Annotated in this window: 16 protein-coding genes; 9 read left to right on the forward strand and 7 right to left on the reverse strand. The window is 74.9% G+C overall.

Going from position 1 to position 17,313, the window contains the following annotated elements:
• Window positions 1–27: 27 nt before the first annotated feature.
• Window positions 28–543: an HXXEE domain-containing protein gene (locus ACYVHU_RS22850; RefSeq protein ID WP_498949478.1), complete on the reverse strand. Its 516-nt coding sequence runs from the start codon at window positions 541–543 to the stop codon at window positions 28–30.
• Entirely contained in the window at window positions 540–1,526 is a 987-nt protein-coding gene (locus tag ACYVHU_RS22855) for a nitronate monooxygenase (RefSeq protein WP_078760985.1), read from the reverse strand. Before ACYVHU_RS22855 ends, ACYVHU_RS22850 begins: the two co-directional genes overlap by 4 nt.
• Window positions 1,527–1,803: 277 nt before the next feature.
• Here ACYVHU_RS22855 and ACYVHU_RS22860 point away from each other — a divergent pair, with 277 nt between their 5' ends.
• The 4 genes from ACYVHU_RS22860 to ACYVHU_RS22875 are packed head-to-tail and all read left to right on the forward strand — an operon-like array spanning window position 1,804 to window position 5,570.
• Window positions 1,804–2,976, forward strand: coding sequence for an LLM class flavin-dependent oxidoreductase (locus ACYVHU_RS22860; protein WP_078760930.1), 1,173 nt, complete (start codon window positions 1,804–1,806; stop codon window positions 2,974–2,976).
• 31 nt (window positions 2,977–3,007) lie between these two features.
• Window positions 3,008–3,859: an ABC transporter permease gene (locus ACYVHU_RS22865; RefSeq protein ID WP_078760929.1), complete on the forward strand. Its 852-nt coding sequence runs from the start codon at window positions 3,008–3,010 to the stop codon at window positions 3,857–3,859.
• Window positions 3,832–4,599 (forward strand): ABC transporter ATP-binding protein, encoded by a 768-nt coding sequence (locus ACYVHU_RS22870; protein ID WP_498949479.1) that lies wholly within the window; start codon window positions 3,832–3,834, stop codon window positions 4,597–4,599. Before ACYVHU_RS22865 ends, ACYVHU_RS22870 begins: the two co-directional genes overlap by 28 nt.
• Complete coding sequence (locus ACYVHU_RS22875) at window positions 4,596–5,570, forward strand: ABC transporter substrate-binding protein (protein ID WP_078760927.1); 975 nt, start codon at window positions 4,596–4,598, stop codon at window positions 5,568–5,570. The genes ACYVHU_RS22870 and ACYVHU_RS22875 overlap by 4 nt, the downstream gene beginning before the upstream one ends.
• A 28-nt stretch (window positions 5,571–5,598) precedes the next feature.
• Here ACYVHU_RS22875 and ACYVHU_RS22880 read toward each other — a convergent pair whose 3' ends face one another.
• Entirely contained in the window at window positions 5,599–6,588 is a 990-nt protein-coding gene (locus ACYVHU_RS22880) for a threonine ammonia-lyase (protein WP_078760926.1), read from the reverse strand.
• Window positions 6,589–6,670: 82 nt separating this feature from the next.
• Here ACYVHU_RS22880 and ACYVHU_RS22885 point away from each other — a divergent pair, with 82 nt between their 5' ends.
• Together ACYVHU_RS22885 and ACYVHU_RS22890 are read left to right on the forward strand one after the other, a co-directional pair.
• Complete coding sequence (locus ACYVHU_RS22885) at window positions 6,671–7,300, forward strand: flavin reductase family protein (protein WP_078760925.1); 630 nt, start codon at window positions 6,671–6,673, stop codon at window positions 7,298–7,300.
• A 10-nt stretch (window positions 7,301–7,310) separates the two neighbouring features.
• The gene (locus ACYVHU_RS22890) at window positions 7,311–8,315 is read left to right on the forward strand and encodes a helix-turn-helix transcriptional regulator (RefSeq protein WP_078760924.1); all 1,005 of its coding nucleotides are present in this window, start codon (window positions 7,311–7,313) and stop codon (window positions 8,313–8,315) included.
• 259 nt (window positions 8,316–8,574) lie between these two features.
• Here ACYVHU_RS22890 and ACYVHU_RS22895 read toward each other — a convergent pair whose 3' ends face one another.
• From ACYVHU_RS22895 to ACYVHU_RS22905, 3 genes are all read right to left on the reverse strand, one after another.
• The gene (locus ACYVHU_RS22895; RefSeq protein ID WP_078760923.1) at window positions 8,575–10,479 is read right to left on the reverse strand and encodes a heavy metal translocating P-type ATPase; all 1,905 of its coding nucleotides are present in this window, start codon (window positions 10,477–10,479) and stop codon (window positions 8,575–8,577) included.
• The gene (locus ACYVHU_RS22900) at window positions 10,476–10,904 is read right to left on the reverse strand and encodes an ArsR/SmtB family transcription factor (RefSeq protein WP_432940186.1); all 429 of its coding nucleotides are present in this window, start codon (window positions 10,902–10,904) and stop codon (window positions 10,476–10,478) included. The genes ACYVHU_RS22895 and ACYVHU_RS22900 overlap by 4 nt, the downstream gene beginning before the upstream one ends.
• A 420-nt stretch (window positions 10,905–11,324) precedes the next feature.
• Window positions 11,325–12,161 carry a DUF817 domain-containing protein gene (locus ACYVHU_RS22905; RefSeq protein WP_235000838.1) on the reverse strand — a complete coding sequence of 279 codons (837 nt, stop codon included), beginning with the start codon at window positions 12,159–12,161 and terminating at the stop codon, window positions 11,325–11,327.
• 99 nt (window positions 12,162–12,260) lie between these two features.
• Between ACYVHU_RS22905 and ACYVHU_RS22910 the strand changes: the two genes are divergently transcribed.
• Window positions 12,261–13,211, forward strand: a complete 951-nt coding sequence (locus ACYVHU_RS22910) for a MerR family transcriptional regulator (RefSeq protein WP_078760921.1) — start codon at window positions 12,261–12,263, stop codon at window positions 13,209–13,211.
• A 149-nt stretch (window positions 13,212–13,360) separates the two neighbouring features.
• Here the strand turns inward: ACYVHU_RS22910 and ACYVHU_RS22915 are convergent, their stop codons facing one another.
• Window positions 13,361–15,115 (reverse strand): serine/threonine-protein kinase, encoded by a 1,755-nt coding sequence (locus tag ACYVHU_RS22915; RefSeq protein WP_078760920.1) that lies wholly within the window; start codon window positions 15,113–15,115, stop codon window positions 13,361–13,363.
• Window positions 15,116–15,363: 248 nt separating this feature from the next.
• Here ACYVHU_RS22915 and ACYVHU_RS22920 point away from each other — a divergent pair, with 248 nt between their 5' ends.
• Together ACYVHU_RS22920 and ACYVHU_RS22925 are read left to right on the forward strand one after the other, a co-directional pair.
• Window positions 15,364–15,831, forward strand: a complete 468-nt coding sequence (locus ACYVHU_RS22920; protein WP_078760919.1) for an NUDIX domain-containing protein — start codon at window positions 15,364–15,366, stop codon at window positions 15,829–15,831.
• 479 nt (window positions 15,832–16,310) lie between these two features.
• On the forward strand, window positions 16,311–17,258 hold the full coding sequence (locus ACYVHU_RS22925) for an aldo/keto reductase (protein ID WP_498949481.1): 948 nt from the start codon (window positions 16,311–16,313) through the stop codon (window positions 17,256–17,258).
• Window positions 17,259–17,313 lie beyond the last annotated feature (55 nt).

Genomic DNA, 17,313 nt, shown 5'->3' on the forward strand with positions numbered 1-17,313 from the left:
TCCACCAGGCGCCCCCGAACACCGCCGTCACCAGGGGAGCGGGAAGCGGGCCCCGAGGAACAGTGAGGCGGCGGGCACCAGTAGGGCGAGCAGGACCGCCCCGACCACGGTCCACGTCGAGACCGTGCCCCGAGGCGGCGAGCGCAGCGACGACAGGCACACGGGCGCCAGCACGAGGAGCGCGGAGACCAGGCCGGGCATGACGCTCCAGACCAGCAGGCTCACGAGCACGTGGGAGACCGCGTTGAGGAGCAGGGCCAGCGCCGCGCAGGCCAGCGCCGCGCCGCTCCAGGCGGGGCGGCGGAGGACGGCGAAGGCCGCCAGCGCGGCGAAGGCCAGGGTGAGCAGCAGGAGGGCGCTGCCGAACGCGGGCGTGGAGACGGGGAATCCCCCGGGGAAGCGTCCCGGGACCGAGGCCCACGCCGGCAGATCGGCCAGGTACTCCTCCAGGTTGTGCAGGGCGAACGCCACGGTCAGCAACGGCCACAGGAGGAGGGGGCGCGCCGAGGGCCTCTCCGCGCCGTCGTCGGTGCGCAAGGTCACAGGTCCGCGGCGATCTCGGCGACGACCTCGGCCGCGGGGAGGGGGCGGGCGGCGCGGAACCCCGTCCCGGCCCACAGGTGCAGGGTCGTGGCGTCCCCCGCGCGGGCCGCGGCGGCGCGCACCGGGCCGGTCAGGTAGTGGACCTGGGGGTAGGCGGCCGGGGCCTGGGCGTCGTGTTCGGCGAGGAACCGGTTGACCAGCCCCCTGGCGCGGCGCCCGCTGAAGGCGCGGGTCACCGCCGTGGCGGTGAAGCGGGGGTCGGCGAGCGCGTCCTTGTGGGTGGCCGAGGCGCCGCTTTCGGGGGTGCGCAGCAGCGCGGTGCCGAGCTGGGCGGCGATGGCCCCCTCGGCCAGGACGGCGCGCACCTCCTCGGCGCCGGTGACGCCGCCCGCGGCGATCAGCGGGACGTCCACCGCCGCGCGGACGGCGGGCAGCAGGCGCTCCAGCGGTTCGGTGCGCTCCCGGGCGTCGTCGAAGGAGCCCTGGTGCCCGCCGGCCTGGGCGCCCTGGACGCACAGGGCGTCGGCTCCGGCCTCGACCGCGGCGCGGGCCTCCTCGGGGGTGGTGACGGTGACGACGACGGCGCTGCCCGCGGCGTGCAGGGCGGTGACCGCCGGACGCGGGGGCAGGCCGAAGGTGAAGGAGACGACGGGGACGGGATCGGCCGCGAGCAGGTCGACCTTCTCGGCGAAGGCGTCGTCGTGCCAGCGGGCCGGGCCCAGCTCGACGCCGAGGCGGCGCGCCTCGGGTTCGAGCCGGGCCCGGTACGCGGCGACCGTGTCCGGGTCGGCGGTGTCGGGGCCGGGGACGAAGAGGTTGACCCCGAAGGGCGCGTCGGTGAGCGAGCGGAGTTCGCGGATCTGGGCCGCGGTCTCCTCGGCGGTCCGGTAGCCCGCGGCCAGGAATCCCAGTCCGCCGGCCCGCGTCACCGCCGCGACGAGGGCGGGGGTGCTCGCGCCGCCGGCCATGGGCGCGGCCACCATCGGTACGTCCAGCCCGCCGAAAACCTCCACCGTCGTCCTCCTCCCTTGGGGGGCCGCGGGTAACGGCCCCGAGGTTCAGGGTCGCACACCCGGGGCGTGACGGGCCGGTGCGGGTGGCCGGGACGCCCACGCCACCTATTCCCTACTTTATTGGTTGACAAAGTTGGCTAACTGGATCACGCTGGTCCCGTGGCCACCGGCGCGGCCGCCCGCCCCGCGGCGCGGCCACACCGCCATGCGCCCGGGACCCTCCCCGGGCCGACCGGAAGGACCCCCTATGGCTGTGACGTTCCACTGGTTCCTGCCCACCAGCGGTGATGGCCGCGGCATCGTCGGCGGCGGGCACGGCGCCGAACAGAACACCGCGGACCGCACCCGCGAACCCACCCCCGCCTACCTGCTCCAGATCGCCCGCGCCGCCGAACAGCTCGGCTTCGAGGGGGTCCTCACCCCCACCGGGACGCAGTGCGAGGACGCCTGGCTGAGCACGGCGGCGCTGACCACCGCCACCGAACGGCTGAAGTTCCTCGTGGCCTTCCGCCCCGGACTGCTCTCCCCCACCCTCGCCGCGCAGATGGCCACCACCTTCCAGCGGATCAGCGGCGGCCGGCTCCTGCTCAACGTGGTCACCGGCGGGGAGTCGGCCGAACAACGGGCCCACGGCGACTTCCTCGACAAGGACGAGCGCTACGCGCGCACGGCGGAGTTCCTCCAGATCCTCACCCGGCTGTGGCGGGGCGAGACGGTCGACCTCGCCGGCCGCCACCTACGGGTCCAGGGCGCCCGCCTGCTCACCACGCCCACCCCGCCCCCGCCCCTGTACTTCGGCGGCTCCTCCCCCGCCGCGCTCGACGTCGCCGCCGGGCACGTCGACACCTACCTCACCTGGGGCGAACCCCCCGGCGCCGTCGCCGAGAAGATCGGCCGGGTCCGCGACCTGGCCGCGCGGCGGGGCCGCGCCCTGCGCTACGGCATCCGGCTGCACGTCATCACCCGCGACACCGCCGAGGAGGCGTGGGAGCAGGCCCACCGGCTCCTGGCGCGCCTGGACCCCGCCACCATCGCCCACGCCCAAAAGGGGCTGGCCGGCAGCGAGTCGGAGGGGCAGCGCCGGATGCGCGAACTCCACGGCGGGCGCACCGAGAACCTGGAGATCGCCCCCAACCTGTGGGCCGGGGTGGGCCTGGTGCGCGGCGGCGCCGGCACCGCGCTGGTGGGCAGCCACCGCGAGGTGGCCGACCGGATCGAGGAGTACCACCGGCTCGGCCTGGACGAGTTCATCCTGTCCGGTTACCCCCACCTGGAAGAGGCGTACTGGTTCGGCGAGGGCGTGCTCCCCCTCCTGGGCGAACGCGGCCTGTGGACCCACCCGGCCGGCGCGCCGGCCCGCCCCGCCGCGCGCCCGGCACCCCTGAGCCCGCCGCCCCTCCCCGCCACAGCGCGTGGTTGACCCCCACCGTCCCGTCTCCCCGGAGGTCCCCGTGAGCACGCCGGACACCGACGCGCCGCCCCGCACCCCCATCGCCGCGCCGCCCGCCGGCTCCCCCGCGCCCGCCCCCTCCCGCCGGCCCCGCCGGTCACGCTCCTGGCACCGCTGGGTCAGCCCCCTCGCCCTGCTCGCGCTGTGGCAGACGGGGGCGATGCTGGGCGTCATCCCCGAACGGCTGCTGCCCTCCCCCACCACCATCGCGGCCACCGCGACAGACCTGCTGGGCGACGGCACGCTGGGCGCCGCCATCGGCGTCTCCCTGCGCCGCGTCGTCGCCGGCTTCGCCATCGGCGCGGGCGCCGGCGTCGGACTGGCCCTGCTCGCCGGGTTGAGCCGCTGGGGCGAGAACCTGGTCGACCCCCCGTTGCAGATGCTGCGGACCCTGCCGATCTTCGGCCTCATCCCCCTGTTCATCCTGTGGTTCGGCATCGGCGAGACCCCCAAGGTCACGCTGATCGCCCTGGCCGTGGCCATCCCCCTCTACGTCAACACCCTGGCCGGCGTCCAGGGGGTGGACGCGAGGTTCGGCGAACTCGCCGCCGTGCTGCGGCTGCCGCGCGCCGGGGTGATCGGCCACGTGGTGGTCCCCGGCGCGCTGCCCGGCCTCCTGGTCGGCCTGCGCCTGGGCCTGGGGTCGGCGTGGCTGGCGCTGATCGTCGCCGAGCAGATCAACGCCGACGCCGGACTGGGCTTCATGATCAACAGCGCCCGCGAGTTCCTGCGCACCGACATCGTCGTGCTCGGACTCCTCGTCTACAGCCTGCTCGGCCTGCTCACCGACGCGTTCGTCCGCCTGCTCGAAAGGAGGGCGCTGGCATGGCGCCACGGACTGGCCCCGGCCTGACCCGACCCCCCGTCCCGCCCGTCGGGACGCCCCCGCCCGACGCCGCCCGGCTGCGGGCGGTGGGCCGCTCCTTCGCCGGGCGCGCCGTCCTCGACGGGGTCGACCTGGACATCGGCGCCGGGGAGTTCGTCGCCCTGCTCGGGCGCAGCGGCTCGGGCAAGTCCACCCTGCTGCGGGTGCTCGCCGGCCTGGACCAGGACTTCGACGGCGAGGTCACCGTGCCCGGGCCGACCATGGTCGCCTTCCAGGACCCGCGACTGCTGCCGTGGAAACGGGTGTGGGCCAACGTCGCGCTGGGGCTGGGTTCGGCCCGGCCGCGCGAGGACGCGCTCGCCGCGCTGGCCGAGGTGAGGCTGGCCGAACGGGCCGACGCCTGGCCGCTCACCCTGTCCGGCGGGGAGGCCCAGCGGGTCTCCCTGGCCCGCGCGCTGGTGCGCGAACCCGGACTGCTGCTCCTCGACGAACCGTTCGGCGCGCTGGACGCGCTGACCAGGATCACCATGCACGACCTGGTGCTGCGGCTGTGGCGGCGGCACCGTCCAGGGGTGCTGCTGGTCACCCACGACGTCGACGAGGCCCTGCTGCTCGCCGACCGCGTCCTCGTCCTCGCCGACGGGCGCATCGCCCACGACGTGGCCGTCGACCTGGACCGGCCACGGCCGCGCGAGGACGGCCGCCTCGCCGCGCTCCGCTCCCGACTCCTCACCGAACTCGGCGCCACCCGGACAGGACAACCATGACCCGCCCCCTCCTCGCCCTCGCCGTGACGACCGCCCTGCTGGTATCGGGCACCGCATGCTCCACCGGGGCGGCCACCACCACCGACCCCGACACGGTCACCCTGCTGGTCGGCGACCAGATCGCCGGAGCGCGCCCCCTGCTGGAGGCGGCCGGCGAACTGGACGACCTGCCCTATGCCATCGAGTGGTCGACCTTCACCTCCGGCCCGCCCCTCCTCGAAGCCGTGCACGCGGGGGCCGTGGACATCGGCCAGGTCGGCAACGCCCCGCCCGTCTTCGCCGCCGCGGCCGGATCCGACATCAGGATCGTGGCCGCCTTCGACAGCTCCCCCAAGGGCTCCTCGGTCCTGGTGCCCCCCGACAGCGCCATCACCGACCCCGCCGACCTTCGGGGGGCCACAGTCGCCGTGGCGCGGGGCAGCTCGGCCCACGCCCACCTGCTGGGCGTCCTCGACGGCGAGGGGATCGGCTTCGACGAACTGGAGGTCGAATACCTCCAGCCCGCCGACGCGCTCGCCGCCTTCTCCGAGGGGCGGGTGGACGCCTGGGCGGTGTGGGACCCCTACGTCGCCCAGGCCGAGTCCCTGGCCGGGGCGCGGATCCTGGTCGACGCCGAGGGCTACAGCAACACCTACTCCTTCCAGGTGGCCAACGCCGCCGTGCTGGAGGACCCGGCCAAGGAGGCCGCGCTGGAGGACTACGTCGAACGCATCCACCGGGCCGTGCTGTGGAGCCGGGAGCACCCCGAGCGCTACGCCGAGGTGTGGTCACAGCACAGCGGGCTGCCCGTGGAGATCACCCGGGTCGCGGCGCAACGGCGCGCCGCGACCCCCCGCCCCGTCGACGACGCCCTCGTCGACAGCGAGCAGGCGCTCGCCGACGCCTTCGCCGAGGCCGGGGAGATCCCCTCGGCCCCCGACATCGCCGACGTCGCCGACGACAGGTTCAACCACCTGGTCCCCTCCGGCTGACCGGAGGCGACCGCGGCCGGCTCCACGGTCACGCGCGGCCGGACGCCCCTCCCTCGGCGTCCGGCCCGCCGCCCCCGTCCTCGGCGACCACCTCGGCCAGCAGGCCCGGGTCGACGTTGCCGCCGCTGACCACCGCGACCGTCCGGCCGGCGGGGGCGCGTCCCGACAGGTGGGCGGCCAGGGCGAGCGCCCCGCTGGGCTCGGCCACCAGGCGGGCCTGGCGCGCCAGCACCCCCATGGCCGCGCGGATCTCCTCCTCCGAGACCGTGACGACGCCCTCCAGCCGCTCCCTGAGGTGGGCGAACGTCAACTCCGACGGCCCCACCCGAACCCCGTCGGCGATGGTGCGCGCGGTGCGCTGGGGCGACCAGGTGACCAGGCGCCCCAGGGCCAGCCCCTCGGCCACGTCGGCGGCCAGCTCCGGCTCCACCCCGACGACCCGCGCCCGCGGGCACCGGGCCCGGACCGCCGTGGCCACCCCGGCCGCCAGTCCGCCGCCGCCCACCGGCACCAGGACCACCTCCACCTCGGGCAGGTCGGCCACGATCTCCAGGCCGACCGTGCCCTGACCGGCGATCACGTCGGGATGGTCGAACGGCGGGACCAGGGTCAGCCCCTCCTCGTCGGCGAGCGCCCGGGCCACGGCGGCCCGCTCGGCCGCGGGGACCGGGACGATCCGCGCCCCCGCCGCGCGCATCGCCTCGACCTTCACCCGCGGCGCCCCGTGGGGCACGACCACCGTGCAGCGCGCGCCCATCTCCCGGGCCGCGTGGGCCAGCGCCCGGCCGTGGTTGCCCGAGGAGTGGGTGACCACCCCGGCCGCGCGGGCGCGCGGGCTCAGCCGGGACAGGGCGTTGACCGCGCCCCGGATCTTGAACGCGCCCACCGGCTGGAGGTTCTCCGGCTTCAGCCACAGCCCGGCGCGGTCCCAGGGGCAGGGCAGCAGCGGGGTGCGCACGATATGGCCGGCGACGCGCTCGGCCGCGGCGGTGACGTCATCGATCCCGATCAGCTCCACGCCCGCCAGTATCCCCCGCCGTCCCGGGCCGCCCAAGGGCCGGGACCGTCGCGGCGCGGGGAACCCCTAGGGTGGGAGGGCGATGCGTACCAACCTCGACCCCGATGATCTCGGCGACCGCCGCTTCTACCGGTTCCTCACCGCGGTGGTGGTGCCCCGGCCCATCGCCTGGGTCTCCACGACCTCGCCCGACGGCGTCGACAACCTCGCGCCGCACTCGTTCTTCAACGTCGCGTGCGCCCGGCCGCCGATCGTGCAGTTCTCCTCGGTGGGGCGCAAGGACACCCTGCGCAACGTCGAGGCGAGCGGGGAGTTCGTCGTCAACCTCGCCCCCGAACCGCTGCGGCGCGAGGTCAACGCGACGGCCACGGACTTTCCTCCCGAGATAGGGGAGTTCGACGCGGTCGGCCTGGAACGCGCCGCCAGCGCCGTGGTCGCGCCGCCCCGGGTCGCGGGCTCCCCCGTGGCGCTGGAGTGCCGGCTGCACTCGACGTTGCGGTTGGGCGACTCCACGGTGGTGTTCGGGCGGGTCGTGCACGCCTCGATCGACTCCGACATGTTCGTCGACGGGCACCCCGAGATCACCCGGCTACGCCCGCTGTCCCGGCTGGGCGGGGACGAGTGGGGCACCGTCGGCGAGGTCGACGAGCTCCACCGGATCCGCTACGCCGACTGGGACGGCGCCTTCGGCGCCGGCCGGACCTCCCGGTGAGGGCGGCGCGATGCGCGCGGACCGGCTGCTCTCCCTGATCCTGCTGTTGCAGAACCGCGGTCGCATGACCGCCGCCCAGCTCGCCGCCGAACTGGAGGTGTCGGAGCGGACGATCTACCGCGACGTCGAATCGCTGAACGCCGCGGGGATCCCCGTCTACGCCGACCGGGGCTCCGGCGGTGGTTACCGCCTCCTCGACGGCTACCGCACCCGGCTGACGGGGCTGACCGCGGCCGAGGCCGACTCGCTGTTCCTCACCGGCCTGCCCGAGGCAGCCGCCCAGCTGGGGCTGGGCGCCGAGATGGCCGCGGCGAGCCTGAAGCTGGCGGCGGCCCTCCCGGAGGGACTGCGCGAACGGGCCGAACGGGTGCGCAGCAGGTTCCACCTGGACGCGCCGGGCTGGTTCCGCGCCCCCGAGGCGGCCCCGCACCTGTCCTCGCTGGCCGACGCGGTGTGGCGGGGGCGCCGTGTCCGGCTGCGCTACCGCCGCTGGCGCGGCGAGCCCGCCGAGCACCTGCTCGACCCGCTCGGCCTGGTCCTCAAGGGCGGCGTGTGGTATCTGGTCGCCCGCCGGCATCCGATCCGCCCTGACGGCTCCCCCCTCACCTTCCGGGTCAGCCGCGTCGACGAGCTCACCGTCACCGAGGAGCCCGCGCCGTGGCCGGCCGGCTTCGACCTGTCCCGCTACTGGGCGACGTGGTGCCGGGAGTTCGAGGTCGGCCGGTACTCGCTGCGCGCCCGGGTCCGGCTCACCGAACGGGGCTGTGAGCTGGTGCGTCTGCTGTCCTCCGCCATCACCGCCGCCGCCGTCGAGGACTTCGGTCCGCCCGGCCCCGACGGACGCCGCGAGGGCGTTTTGCCGTTGGAGGGGGTGGAGGAGGCCGTGACCGAGCTCGCCGGCTACGGCCCCGACATCGAGGTGCTGGACCCGCCCGAGCTACGCGAGGCGCTGGCCGCGCACCTGCGCGCCGCGCTGGACCACTACACCCCGGCGCCGGAGGGGACCCGGCGCTGAACGTCTCGCACCGGCCCCCCTCCCGGGGGCGGTGAGGTCCCCCTCGACGGGCGGCTCCCCGGCCGTTCCGGCGCTCGTCCCCGCACCGTCCCGAGACGGCGGCCAGAGGATGATCGGCTCGGGGCAACGCCCCCGGCGGGGTCTACGGCGCGGTCGCGCACCGTCTCACCCGGCCTCCCCCGGCCCGGCCGAACCCCGGAGAAGGCGCTGCGCCCCCGCCGACCGATCCGGCGACCGGCGGCCCCGACGGCCCCCGGCCTCACCCCGACTGCCACGCGGAGCGGCGCAGCAGGCGCGCGCCGTTGAGCGCGACCAGGACGGTGGAGCCCTCGTGCCCTGCCACGGCCAGCGCCAACGGCAGGGTGGCGACCAGGTCCCAGGTGACGAGCACCGCGATGACGCTCGCCGCGATGACCAGGTTGGCGATCACGTACCGGCGGGCCCTGCGCGACAGCCGCACCAGGTTGGCCACCGCGCCCAGTTCGTCGCGCACGATGACGACGTCGGCGGTGTCCAGCGCCAGGTCCGACCCCCGGCGCCCCATCGCCACGCCCGTGGAGGCCGCGGCCAGGGCGGGGGCGTCGTTGACACCGTCACCGACGAGCAGGACCCGTTCCCCTCGCGATTGCAGGTCCTCGACGACGGCGACCTTGTCCTGGGGCATCAGGCGGGAGCGCACCGATGTGACGCCGGTGCGCTCGGCGACCGCCGCCGCGGCGGAGGCGTGGTCGCCGGTCAACAGCATCGCCGGGGCCGTGGTGAGGCCGGCCACGGCCTGGACCGCCGCGCGGGCGTCGGGGCGCAGGCGGTCCACGAGGGTGACCGTGCCGACCGGTTCCCCCTCGCGCCGGACCTCGACGACGGTACCGGTGGTGGCCGAGGCGGCGTCGGCGCGCTCGACGGTGACGGCGCGGCCCCCGACCCGGCCGGTGACCCCGCGGCCGGGCAGGGCCCGGAAGTCGACGGCCTCGGGCACGGCCAGGTCGCGTTCGGCGGCGGCGCGCGCGATCGCCCGGCCCAAGGGGTGCTCGCTGTAGCGTTCCACCGCCGCGGCCAGGGCGAGCACCTCGTCCTCGGTGTGCCCTGCCGCGGCCCCGACCTCGGTGACCTCGGGCGCGCCCTCGGTGAGGGTCCCGGTCTTGTCGAAGGCGACGACCGTGGTACGCCCGACGGTCTCCATGACCGTCGCCGACTTGACCAGGACGCCGTGGCGGCCGGCGTTGGCGATGGAGGCCAGCAGCGGCGGCATGGTCGACAGCACGACCGCGCACGGGGAGGCGACGATCATGAACACGATCGCGCGCGTCAGGGCCTGCTCGAAGGCGTGGCCGAGGAACAGCATCGGCACGGCCAGCACCAGCAGGGTGGCGACGACCACGCCGAAGGAGTAGGCCTGTTCGATCCTCTCGATGAACAGCTGCGTCCTGGCCTTGGTCCCCGACGCCTCCTCGACCAGGGCGACGATGCGCGCGATCACCGACGCGCCGGCCTCCCGGGTGATCCGCACGGTCAGGGTGCCGGTGCCGTTGACGGTGCCGGAGAGCACCTCGTCGCCCACCCCGCGCACCACGGGCACCGATTCGCCGGTGATGGCCTGCTGGTCGACCTCGCTGATGCCCTCGACGACGGTGCCGTCGCCGCCGATGCGCTCGCCGGGGCGGACGAGGATGCGCTGCCCGGGCGTCAGGTCGCGGCTGGCAACGGTGGCGGTGGTGCCGTCCTCACGCAGGAGGGTGGCCTGTTCGGGGGCCAGGTTCAGCAGGGAGTCCACCGAGTCGGCGGTGCGCTGGGTGACGACGGCCTCCAGTGCGCCGGAGGTCGCGAAGATGACGATGAGCAGGGCCCCGTCGAAGACCTGCCCGATCGAGGCCGCGGCGATCGCGGCGACGATCATCAGCAGGTCGACGTCCAAAGTCCTGTCCCGCAGCGCGCGCAGGCCGGCCAGGGCCGGTTCCCAGCCTCCCGTGGCGTAGCAGGCGAGGTAGGCGGCCCACCACAGCGGCGCCGGGGCCGCGGCCAGCTGCATCCCCCATCCCAGCAGGAACAGGAGCAGGGCGGCGGCAGCCCAGCGCACCTCCGGCAGCCGCACGCCGGTGGCGAGGATCGACGGAGGGCGGGCCAGGGCCCGGTCCCGCGGGGCGGGCGGCACCCGCGTCTGGGTCACGCCTTCTCCTCGGGGGTGTCATCGCCGGTGCTGGCGGGGCAGGAGGCCGGAGCGTCCTGGCCCGGTCGCATGGACACGCCGGCCCGGTGGTGGGCCGGGGTCTCCTCCAGGGCGTGTTCGGCCTGGAAGACCGCCTGGGCCACCAGTTCGCGGACGTGCTCGTCCCGGAGGCTGTAGAAGACGCGGGTGCCGTCCTGGCGGGTGGCCACCACCCGTCCCCAACGCAGTTTCGCCAGGTGCTGGGAGACGGTGGTCGGCGACTTGCCCACGGCCTCGGCCAGCTCGTTGACCGAGCGCTCCCCCTCGCGCAGGGCGAGGATGATCCTGATCCTGGTGGCGTCGGCCAGCAGGCGGAACACCTCGGCGGCCAGGTCCACGTAGGGGCTCTCCGGACCGAAGCTGCAAACCTTATTACCTTCACGCATACGAAGATAATAAGGCTCTATGGGAGTGCGCCGTCCCGCCGGCCCTGCCTGCCCCGGACCTCGTGCGCGCGGAGGCGGGACTGCGGGCCGGCCCCGCCGACGCAGCGCCGCCCCCGCCCCTCACCCACTGTCGGCGGGCCTCCGCCCTTCCCCGCCGCGCCCGTCTTCCCCGACCGGCGCCCTCCTCCGCCCGGCCGAGGCAACCACACACGCCCCCGCCGCCCCCGCCGAGCAGACCGCCCCCTAGGGGCGCGTGTGAACGAACCCGCCCACGGCGGGGAGGCGGCCCCGACGGGCAGTGCTCTCGGCGGGCATCGGCCGCCACCTGGCGGCCGGGTGGGACTCAAGACGCCGTGGGACGCACGCCCCCGGCCTCCCGCGCCCCGTCCTCAGGAACGGGGGAGCGCCCGGCCCCGCCTGTCACGCCGGGGCCTGCCTCGCGGTACCGTCGGGCCGCTTCCAGCAGACGACCAGGACGAACGACACCGTGACCAGCAGCGCCCACGCCCCGGCCTTGGCCGGGTGCACCATCGTCCAGGACTGGAGCTGGTCGGGGTAGCTCCAGGCGCCGAGCAGCGTCGCGACGTTCTCCGCCACCCACAGGAAGAACCCGATCAGCGCGAAGGAGACCGCCAACGGCATGCGATGGCGGCGCTCCGCGACGCGGAACCCCACCCACGACCCCCACGTCACGACGACCACCGCGACCGCCAGCACCACGCGCGCGTCCGGCAGCCAATGGTGGGTGAGGAAGTTGACGTAGATCGCGGCGGCCACCAGCGCGGTGGCCCACGGCCGGTACCCCTCCAGCCTCAGATCCAGCAGCTTCCAGGCGCGCACCACATAGCTGCCCACCGCGGCGTAGAGGAAGCCGCTGTACAGGGGTACCCCGGCGATCTTGGTGAGGGCCGGCTCGGGGTAGGACCACGAGCCCATGTGGACCTTGAACAGCTCGAACACCAACCCCACGACGTGGAAGCCGAGGATGGCCGCGATCTCGCGGCCGCTCTCCAGCCGCAGCCACCAGAACACCGCCGTCACCGCCACCGCGTACAGCAGCATCGCGTCGTAGCGGGCCAGGGGCAGCGGCAGCAGGGACGACAACGCCAGCCCCACGAACAGGCACACCGCGAACGCGCACGCCCACGCCTGCGCCCAGCCGAACCGCAGCAGCCAGGCCGCGACCCGCCACAACGGGCCTCTCCGCGCCTCCATCCAGCGCACCGGCCTCTCCAGCGCCGCCGGCATGCTCTCCATCCGGCCCTCCCCTCTCGGTGGGTCCACGCACCCTAACCGGGACCGCGGACGGAGGAACCGGGTTGACCCTCCAGCCACTGGAGACTCCAGACTCCAGACATGGAAGAACGCCACGGCCTGTCCACCATCGGCCAGCTGTCGCGCAGCACCGGCCTACCGGTCAAGACGATCCGGTACTACGCCGACACCGGCATCGTCCCACCCACCACACGCACCACCTCCGGCTACCGGCTCTACAACACCGAGGCCGCCGCCCGGCTGGAGCTGGTACGGACGCTGCGTGACCTCGGCATCGACCTGGCGACGATCCGCCGCGTCCTGGCCCACGAGGCCGACCTCGGCGGAGTAGCCGCGGCGCACGCCGACGCGCTGGACGCCCAGATCCGCCTGCTGCGGCTGCGCCGGGCGGTTCTGCGCACCGTGGCTCACCGCACCCCATCGGAAAAGGACATCACCCTCATGAACCGACTGGCCAGACTCTCCGCGGAGGAACGGCGCAGGATCATCGACGACTACCACGACGCCGTGTTCGGCGGGCTGGAACTGGACGAGGAGTTCGTGGCCCGCATGCGCTCGGTGCAGGTCGACCTTCCCGACGACCCCACCCCCGAGCAGATCGACGCCTGGGTGGAACTGGCCGAACTGGTCCGCGACCCCGACTACCTCGCGCGGGTCCGGGAAATGGCCCGGGCGCAGGAACGCGCCCTGGCCGCGGGTGAGCCGCTCGCCCCCGGGCGGGCCGAGCAGGAGGCGGCCGAGCTCGTCGTGGCGAGGTCACGGCCGGCGGTGGAGGCCGGGATCGACCCGGCGAGCCCGGCCGGCCAGCAGATCGTCGCCGAGGTGGCGCCGGCGATCGCCCGCCTGTACGACCAGGCCGACACCCCTCGGTGGCGCGCCGAACTCGCCGACCGTTTCGCCATGGGCGCCGACACCCGCGTCGAGCGGTACTGGATCCTCCTGGGCATCGTCAACGGCCACCCCCCGATGGAGCCGACCGTGCCCGCCTGGGAGTGGTTCATCGCGGCGCTGCGCGCGGGGGCGCGGGACTGACCACGGGAGCGCCACCACGCGCCGGGCGAAAGCCCGCCCGCACCGAGCGGCGGTGGTGCTCCCCAGGGCGTCCCCGGCCCCGCGTAGCGGCGGAGACGCCGGACGGCCCCGTTCCGAGGAACGGGGCCGTCCGAGTCGTACCGGCGGGCTCAGCCGAAGAAACCGAAGTACCACAACGCGCCGTTGGTGCCGGCGATGGCCGCCACCGCCAGCATGACGCCGGTGACGAACCCGGTCCGCAACGACCGGGCCAGGTACTCCAGCGACACCACGTTGTTGAGCAGGAAATAGCCCAGGTAGAGGGCCTGGAGGAAGCCGTCCCAGGTGAGGATGCCCGAGTAGTACCACGGCGCGCCCCAGTAGGCGTCCGACGCGGTGAACCACTGCCAGGCGTGCGAGACGCCCCAGCCCAGCGGGATCTGGATCAGCGGGATGATCAGCAGGGGGATGAGCCGGGCGAAGCTCCACAGGCCGGGCTGCTCGGCGGTCCGGGCGTTCATCTCGGCCCGGCGCGCGGCCTCGCGTTCGGCGCGGAGCCGTTCGCGGTGGGCCTGCTCGGCCTCGGCGCGACGGCGGCGCTCCTCCTGGCGGGCGAGCTCGCGCCGCCGTTCCTCCTCCTCGCGTTGGCGCTCGCGCTCCTCCTCCTGGCGGAGACGGTGCTGTTCGCGCCGGTAGGCCTCCTCGCGCTCGCGCCGCCTGCGTTCCTCGTCGGCGCGCGAGCCGCGGTACAGGTCGGCGTAGGCGGACTCGTCCCCCGCGGTGCCGGGGCTGCCGTGGCGGCCGGTCGGGGGCATCGCCGCGGTGGGCGGGGTGGGGGGAGCCAGGGGGCCGCTGTCGGCGTAGACCGAGGTCGAGGGGTATCCGGCGGTACGGCCGGACTCGACGCCCATGACCGAGGTGGCGTCCTGCCCGGCCGTGCGCCCGTTCCGGTCGTCGAGGAACGCGGTCGGCGGGGTGGTGCCGGGCCCGGTGGGCGCCGCGCCGCCGAGCACCGCGGTCGCCCCGTCGGCCGGGTCGGCGGCGGAGGCCCCGCTGAGGGCGGCGTTGACCTTGGCGACCTGTTCCTGGACGCCGCGCTGGAAGACCGGCGGAAGCCAGGAGGTGCCGGCCGGAACATCGCCGAGCGCGTCGAGCACGTCGCCGGGGCCGGGCCGGTACCGCTCGTCCTTGGCCAGGCAGGCGCCGACCAGACGCCGCAGCGACGGCGGCACCGCCGACAGGTCGGGGTCGTGCTGGAGGATGCGCATGACCATGGTCGGCATCGACCCCTCGCCGAACGGCCCGACGCCGCCGGCGGCGTAGACCAGGACGGCCCCGTAGGCGAACATGTCGCTCCTGGGGGTCAACGGCATGCCCTGGATCTGTTCGGGGGACATGAATCCGGGGGTGCCGATGACCGACTGGGTGGCGGCGGTCCCCTCGGTGGCGCGGGCGATGCCGAAGTCGATGACGCGCGGACCGTCCTCGGCGAGCAGGACGTTGCCGGGCTTGAGGTCGCGGTGGATCAGCCCCACCCGGTGGATCTCGCTGAGGGCCTCGGCCAGGCCGGCCGCGAGCACCCGCAGCGTGGCCTCGGGCAGCGGTCCCAGGGAGCGGACCGCCTCGTCCAAGGGCAGGGAGGGGACGTAGGAGGTGACCAGCCAGGGCACCTCCCCCTCGGGGTCGGCGTCGATGACCGGCGCCGTGAAGGCACCGCTGACCTGTCGGGCCGCCGAAACCTCGCGGGCGAACCGCTGCCGGAACGACGTGTCGGTGGCCAGGTGGGGGTGGATCCGCTTGACCGCGACCGCCCGTCCTCCCACGGACCGGCCGAAGAACACCTGACCCATACCTCCGGCGCCCAGCCGTCCGATCAGCCGGTACCGGCCGATCCGTTCGGGGTCGCCGCTCTCCAGTGGGCCCACGCCTCAACCTCCGCCTTCCGCCGTGTCGTGAACCCTTGAGATCGTAACGAAGACGCGGGGTCGGCTGACCGAAAACATCGGTGGATTCGGGGGTGTGGGCGGGGTTACGGTCCTTGGCGCGGGTTGTTCCTGGTCGCGTGTGGTGCCCTTCGAGGAGGCCGGAATGCCATATTTCTCATCCTTTACGTCGTAGATCCCGAAGTTCCGTCCGCGCCCCACCAGCGGAGGAGATCGGCTACCCTGCCCCCATGCCGCTACAGCTCCCCCCGGAGCAATGGTTCGCCTCCCTGCCCACGGCCTACCTCTCCGCCTCCGCCCTGATCACCGACGTCTCCGGCGACGTGCTGATCGTCGACCCGAACTACCGCGAGCACTGGACGCTGCCCGGCGGGGTCGTCGAGCACGGCGAACCGCCCCACCTGGCGTGCGAACGCGAGGTGGTCGAGGAGACCGGCCTGCGGGTGACCGCGGGAGCGCTGCTGGCCTGCCACTGGAGCCCGCCCCACGGCGACCGGCCCCGCCCCTTCCTGTCCCTGGTCTTCGACTGCGGCGCGCTGGCCCCCGGCACCGCCATCACGTTGCAGGAGGAGGAGCTGGACGGCTACGCCTTCGTCCCCCCGCGGCGGGCGGTCGACATGGTCCACCCGCTCATCGCCCCCCGGCTCGCGGCGGCCCTGCGCGGACGCGAGAGCGGCACCGCGGTCTACGCCGGCTGACCCGGCCCACGCGGATCGCCTGTCTCTCCGTGGCCGAGCGCCTCATCCGACCGCGCAGGCGTCGGAGCCGCTTCCTCCGCCACCTCGGCCTTCTTGGACGCATGAACCTGGCCCGCTTCGTCATCGGCGCCCCTGCCGGTGGACGGCGGCCGAGCCGCGGCCCGCGCCGTCTCGGCGCCGCCCCTGAGCCGGAACGGCCTCGGGAAGGCCGACGCGGGACACCGCGGCGACCGCGCGCACGCAAGGCCGCGACCGGCACGCGGCGGGGACCGGGAGGAGCCCCGCTCCCACCCCAGGCCCCGACGTGTTCCACCACCGGACTCCCCGGGGCGTCGCAGCGGAAACGGCCGCGGAATCCCAGACGACGCGCCCGCTGTGAAGACGTGGCGGCGGGGAGGCGCGGGCTAGGGTCGGAACCGGTCACACAGCGCGCCACGCGCCGGCCACGGCCCCGTCGTCATCCGTGGAAAGAAGAGGACGTGAAGCAGCCGGCAGGCTCCGACCTGCGCGTCCACCCCCTGGTCCTGGGCGGCAACGTCTTCGGCTGGACCAGCGACGTCGCCACCTCACACCGGATCCTGGACGCCTTCGTGGAGGGCGGCGGCACGCTCGTCGACACCGCCGACTCCTACTCCGTCTGGGCCCCCGGCCACAGCGGCGGCGAGTCCGAGGAGGTCATCGGCGCGTGGCTGGCGCGCAGGGGTTCGCGCGACGTCGCCATCGCCACCAAGGTCGGCCAGCACCCTCAGTTCCGGGGGCTCGGTGCCGACAACGTCGTCGCCGCGGCGGAGGCCTCCCTCACCCGTCTGGGCATGGAGGCCGTCGACCTCTACTACGCCCACATCGACGACGAGGACACCCCGCTGGAGGAGACCGTCGGGGCGTTCGACCGCCTGGTGCGCGAGGGCAAGGTCCGCCACATGGGCCTGTCCGACTTCCGGGCCGAGCGGGTGGACGCCTGGGTGGAGACCGCGGCGCGGCTCGGCGCCGCCCCGCCGGTGGCGTTGCAGCCCGAGTACAGCCTGGTGCGTCGTGACGTCTACGAACCCGACCTGCTGGCGGCGGCCGGCCGGCACGGCCTGAGGGTGATGCCCTACTTCGCCCTCGCCTCGGGGTTCCTGACCGGCAAGTACCGCACCGAGGAGGACCTGGCCACGGCGCCGCGCGGCCCCATGGCCAAGAGATACCTCACCTCCGCGGGGCTGCGGGTGGTGGACGTGCTCGCCGACGTCGCCGAGGCGCACTCCACCCAGATCGCCACGATCGCCCTGGCCTGGGTCCTGGCCCGTCCGCACGTCAGTGCCGTGCCGGCCGGCGCGAGCCGCCCCGGCCAGCTTCCCGCCCTCCTGGAGGCCGCGCGGGTGCGGCTCACCGAGGAGGAGATGGACGCCCTCACCCGCGCCTCCGAGGCGGTCTCAAGGCGCTGACCGGGGTCCGCGCACCGACCCGGCGCGGCCGGCCGTGCCGGGTGGCGTCGGGAGC

It is taken from the genome of Marinactinospora endophytica (assembly GCF_054780875.1).

What these genes read in the sequence shown, in the direction of transcription:
- ACYVHU_RS22855 (WP_078760985.1), bottom strand. Translation starts at nt 1,526, where the DNA reads ATGGTGGCCGCGCCCATGGCCGGCGGCGCGAGCACCCCCGCCCTCGTC.
- ACYVHU_RS22860 (WP_078760930.1), top strand. Translation starts at nt 1,804, where the DNA reads ATGGCTGTGACGTTCCACTGGTTCCTGCCCACCAGCGGTGATGGCCGC.
- ACYVHU_RS22870 (WP_498949479.1), top strand. Translation starts at nt 3,832, where the DNA reads ATGGCGCCACGGACTGGCCCCGGCCTGACCCGACCCCCCGTCCCGCCC.
- ACYVHU_RS22875 (WP_078760927.1), top strand. Translation starts at nt 4,596, where the DNA reads ATGACCCGCCCCCTCCTCGCCCTCGCCGTGACGACCGCCCTGCTGGTA.
- ACYVHU_RS22885 (WP_078760925.1), top strand. Translation starts at nt 6,671, where the DNA reads ATGCGTACCAACCTCGACCCCGATGATCTCGGCGACCGCCGCTTCTAC.
- ACYVHU_RS22890 (WP_078760924.1), top strand. Translation starts at nt 7,311, where the DNA reads ATGCGCGCGGACCGGCTGCTCTCCCTGATCCTGCTGTTGCAGAACCGC.
- ACYVHU_RS22900 (WP_432940186.1), bottom strand. Translation starts at nt 10,904, where the DNA reads ATGCGTGAAGGTAATAAGGTTTGCAGCTTCGGTCCGGAGAGCCCCTAC.
- ACYVHU_RS22905 (WP_235000838.1), bottom strand. Translation starts at nt 12,161, where the DNA reads ATGGAGAGCATGCCGGCGGCGCTGGAGAGGCCGGTGCGCTGGATGGAG.
- ACYVHU_RS22910 (WP_078760921.1), top strand. Translation starts at nt 12,261, where the DNA reads ATGGAAGAACGCCACGGCCTGTCCACCATCGGCCAGCTGTCGCGCAGC.
- ACYVHU_RS22920 (WP_078760919.1), top strand. Translation starts at nt 15,364, where the DNA reads ATGCCGCTACAGCTCCCCCCGGAGCAATGGTTCGCCTCCCTGCCCACG.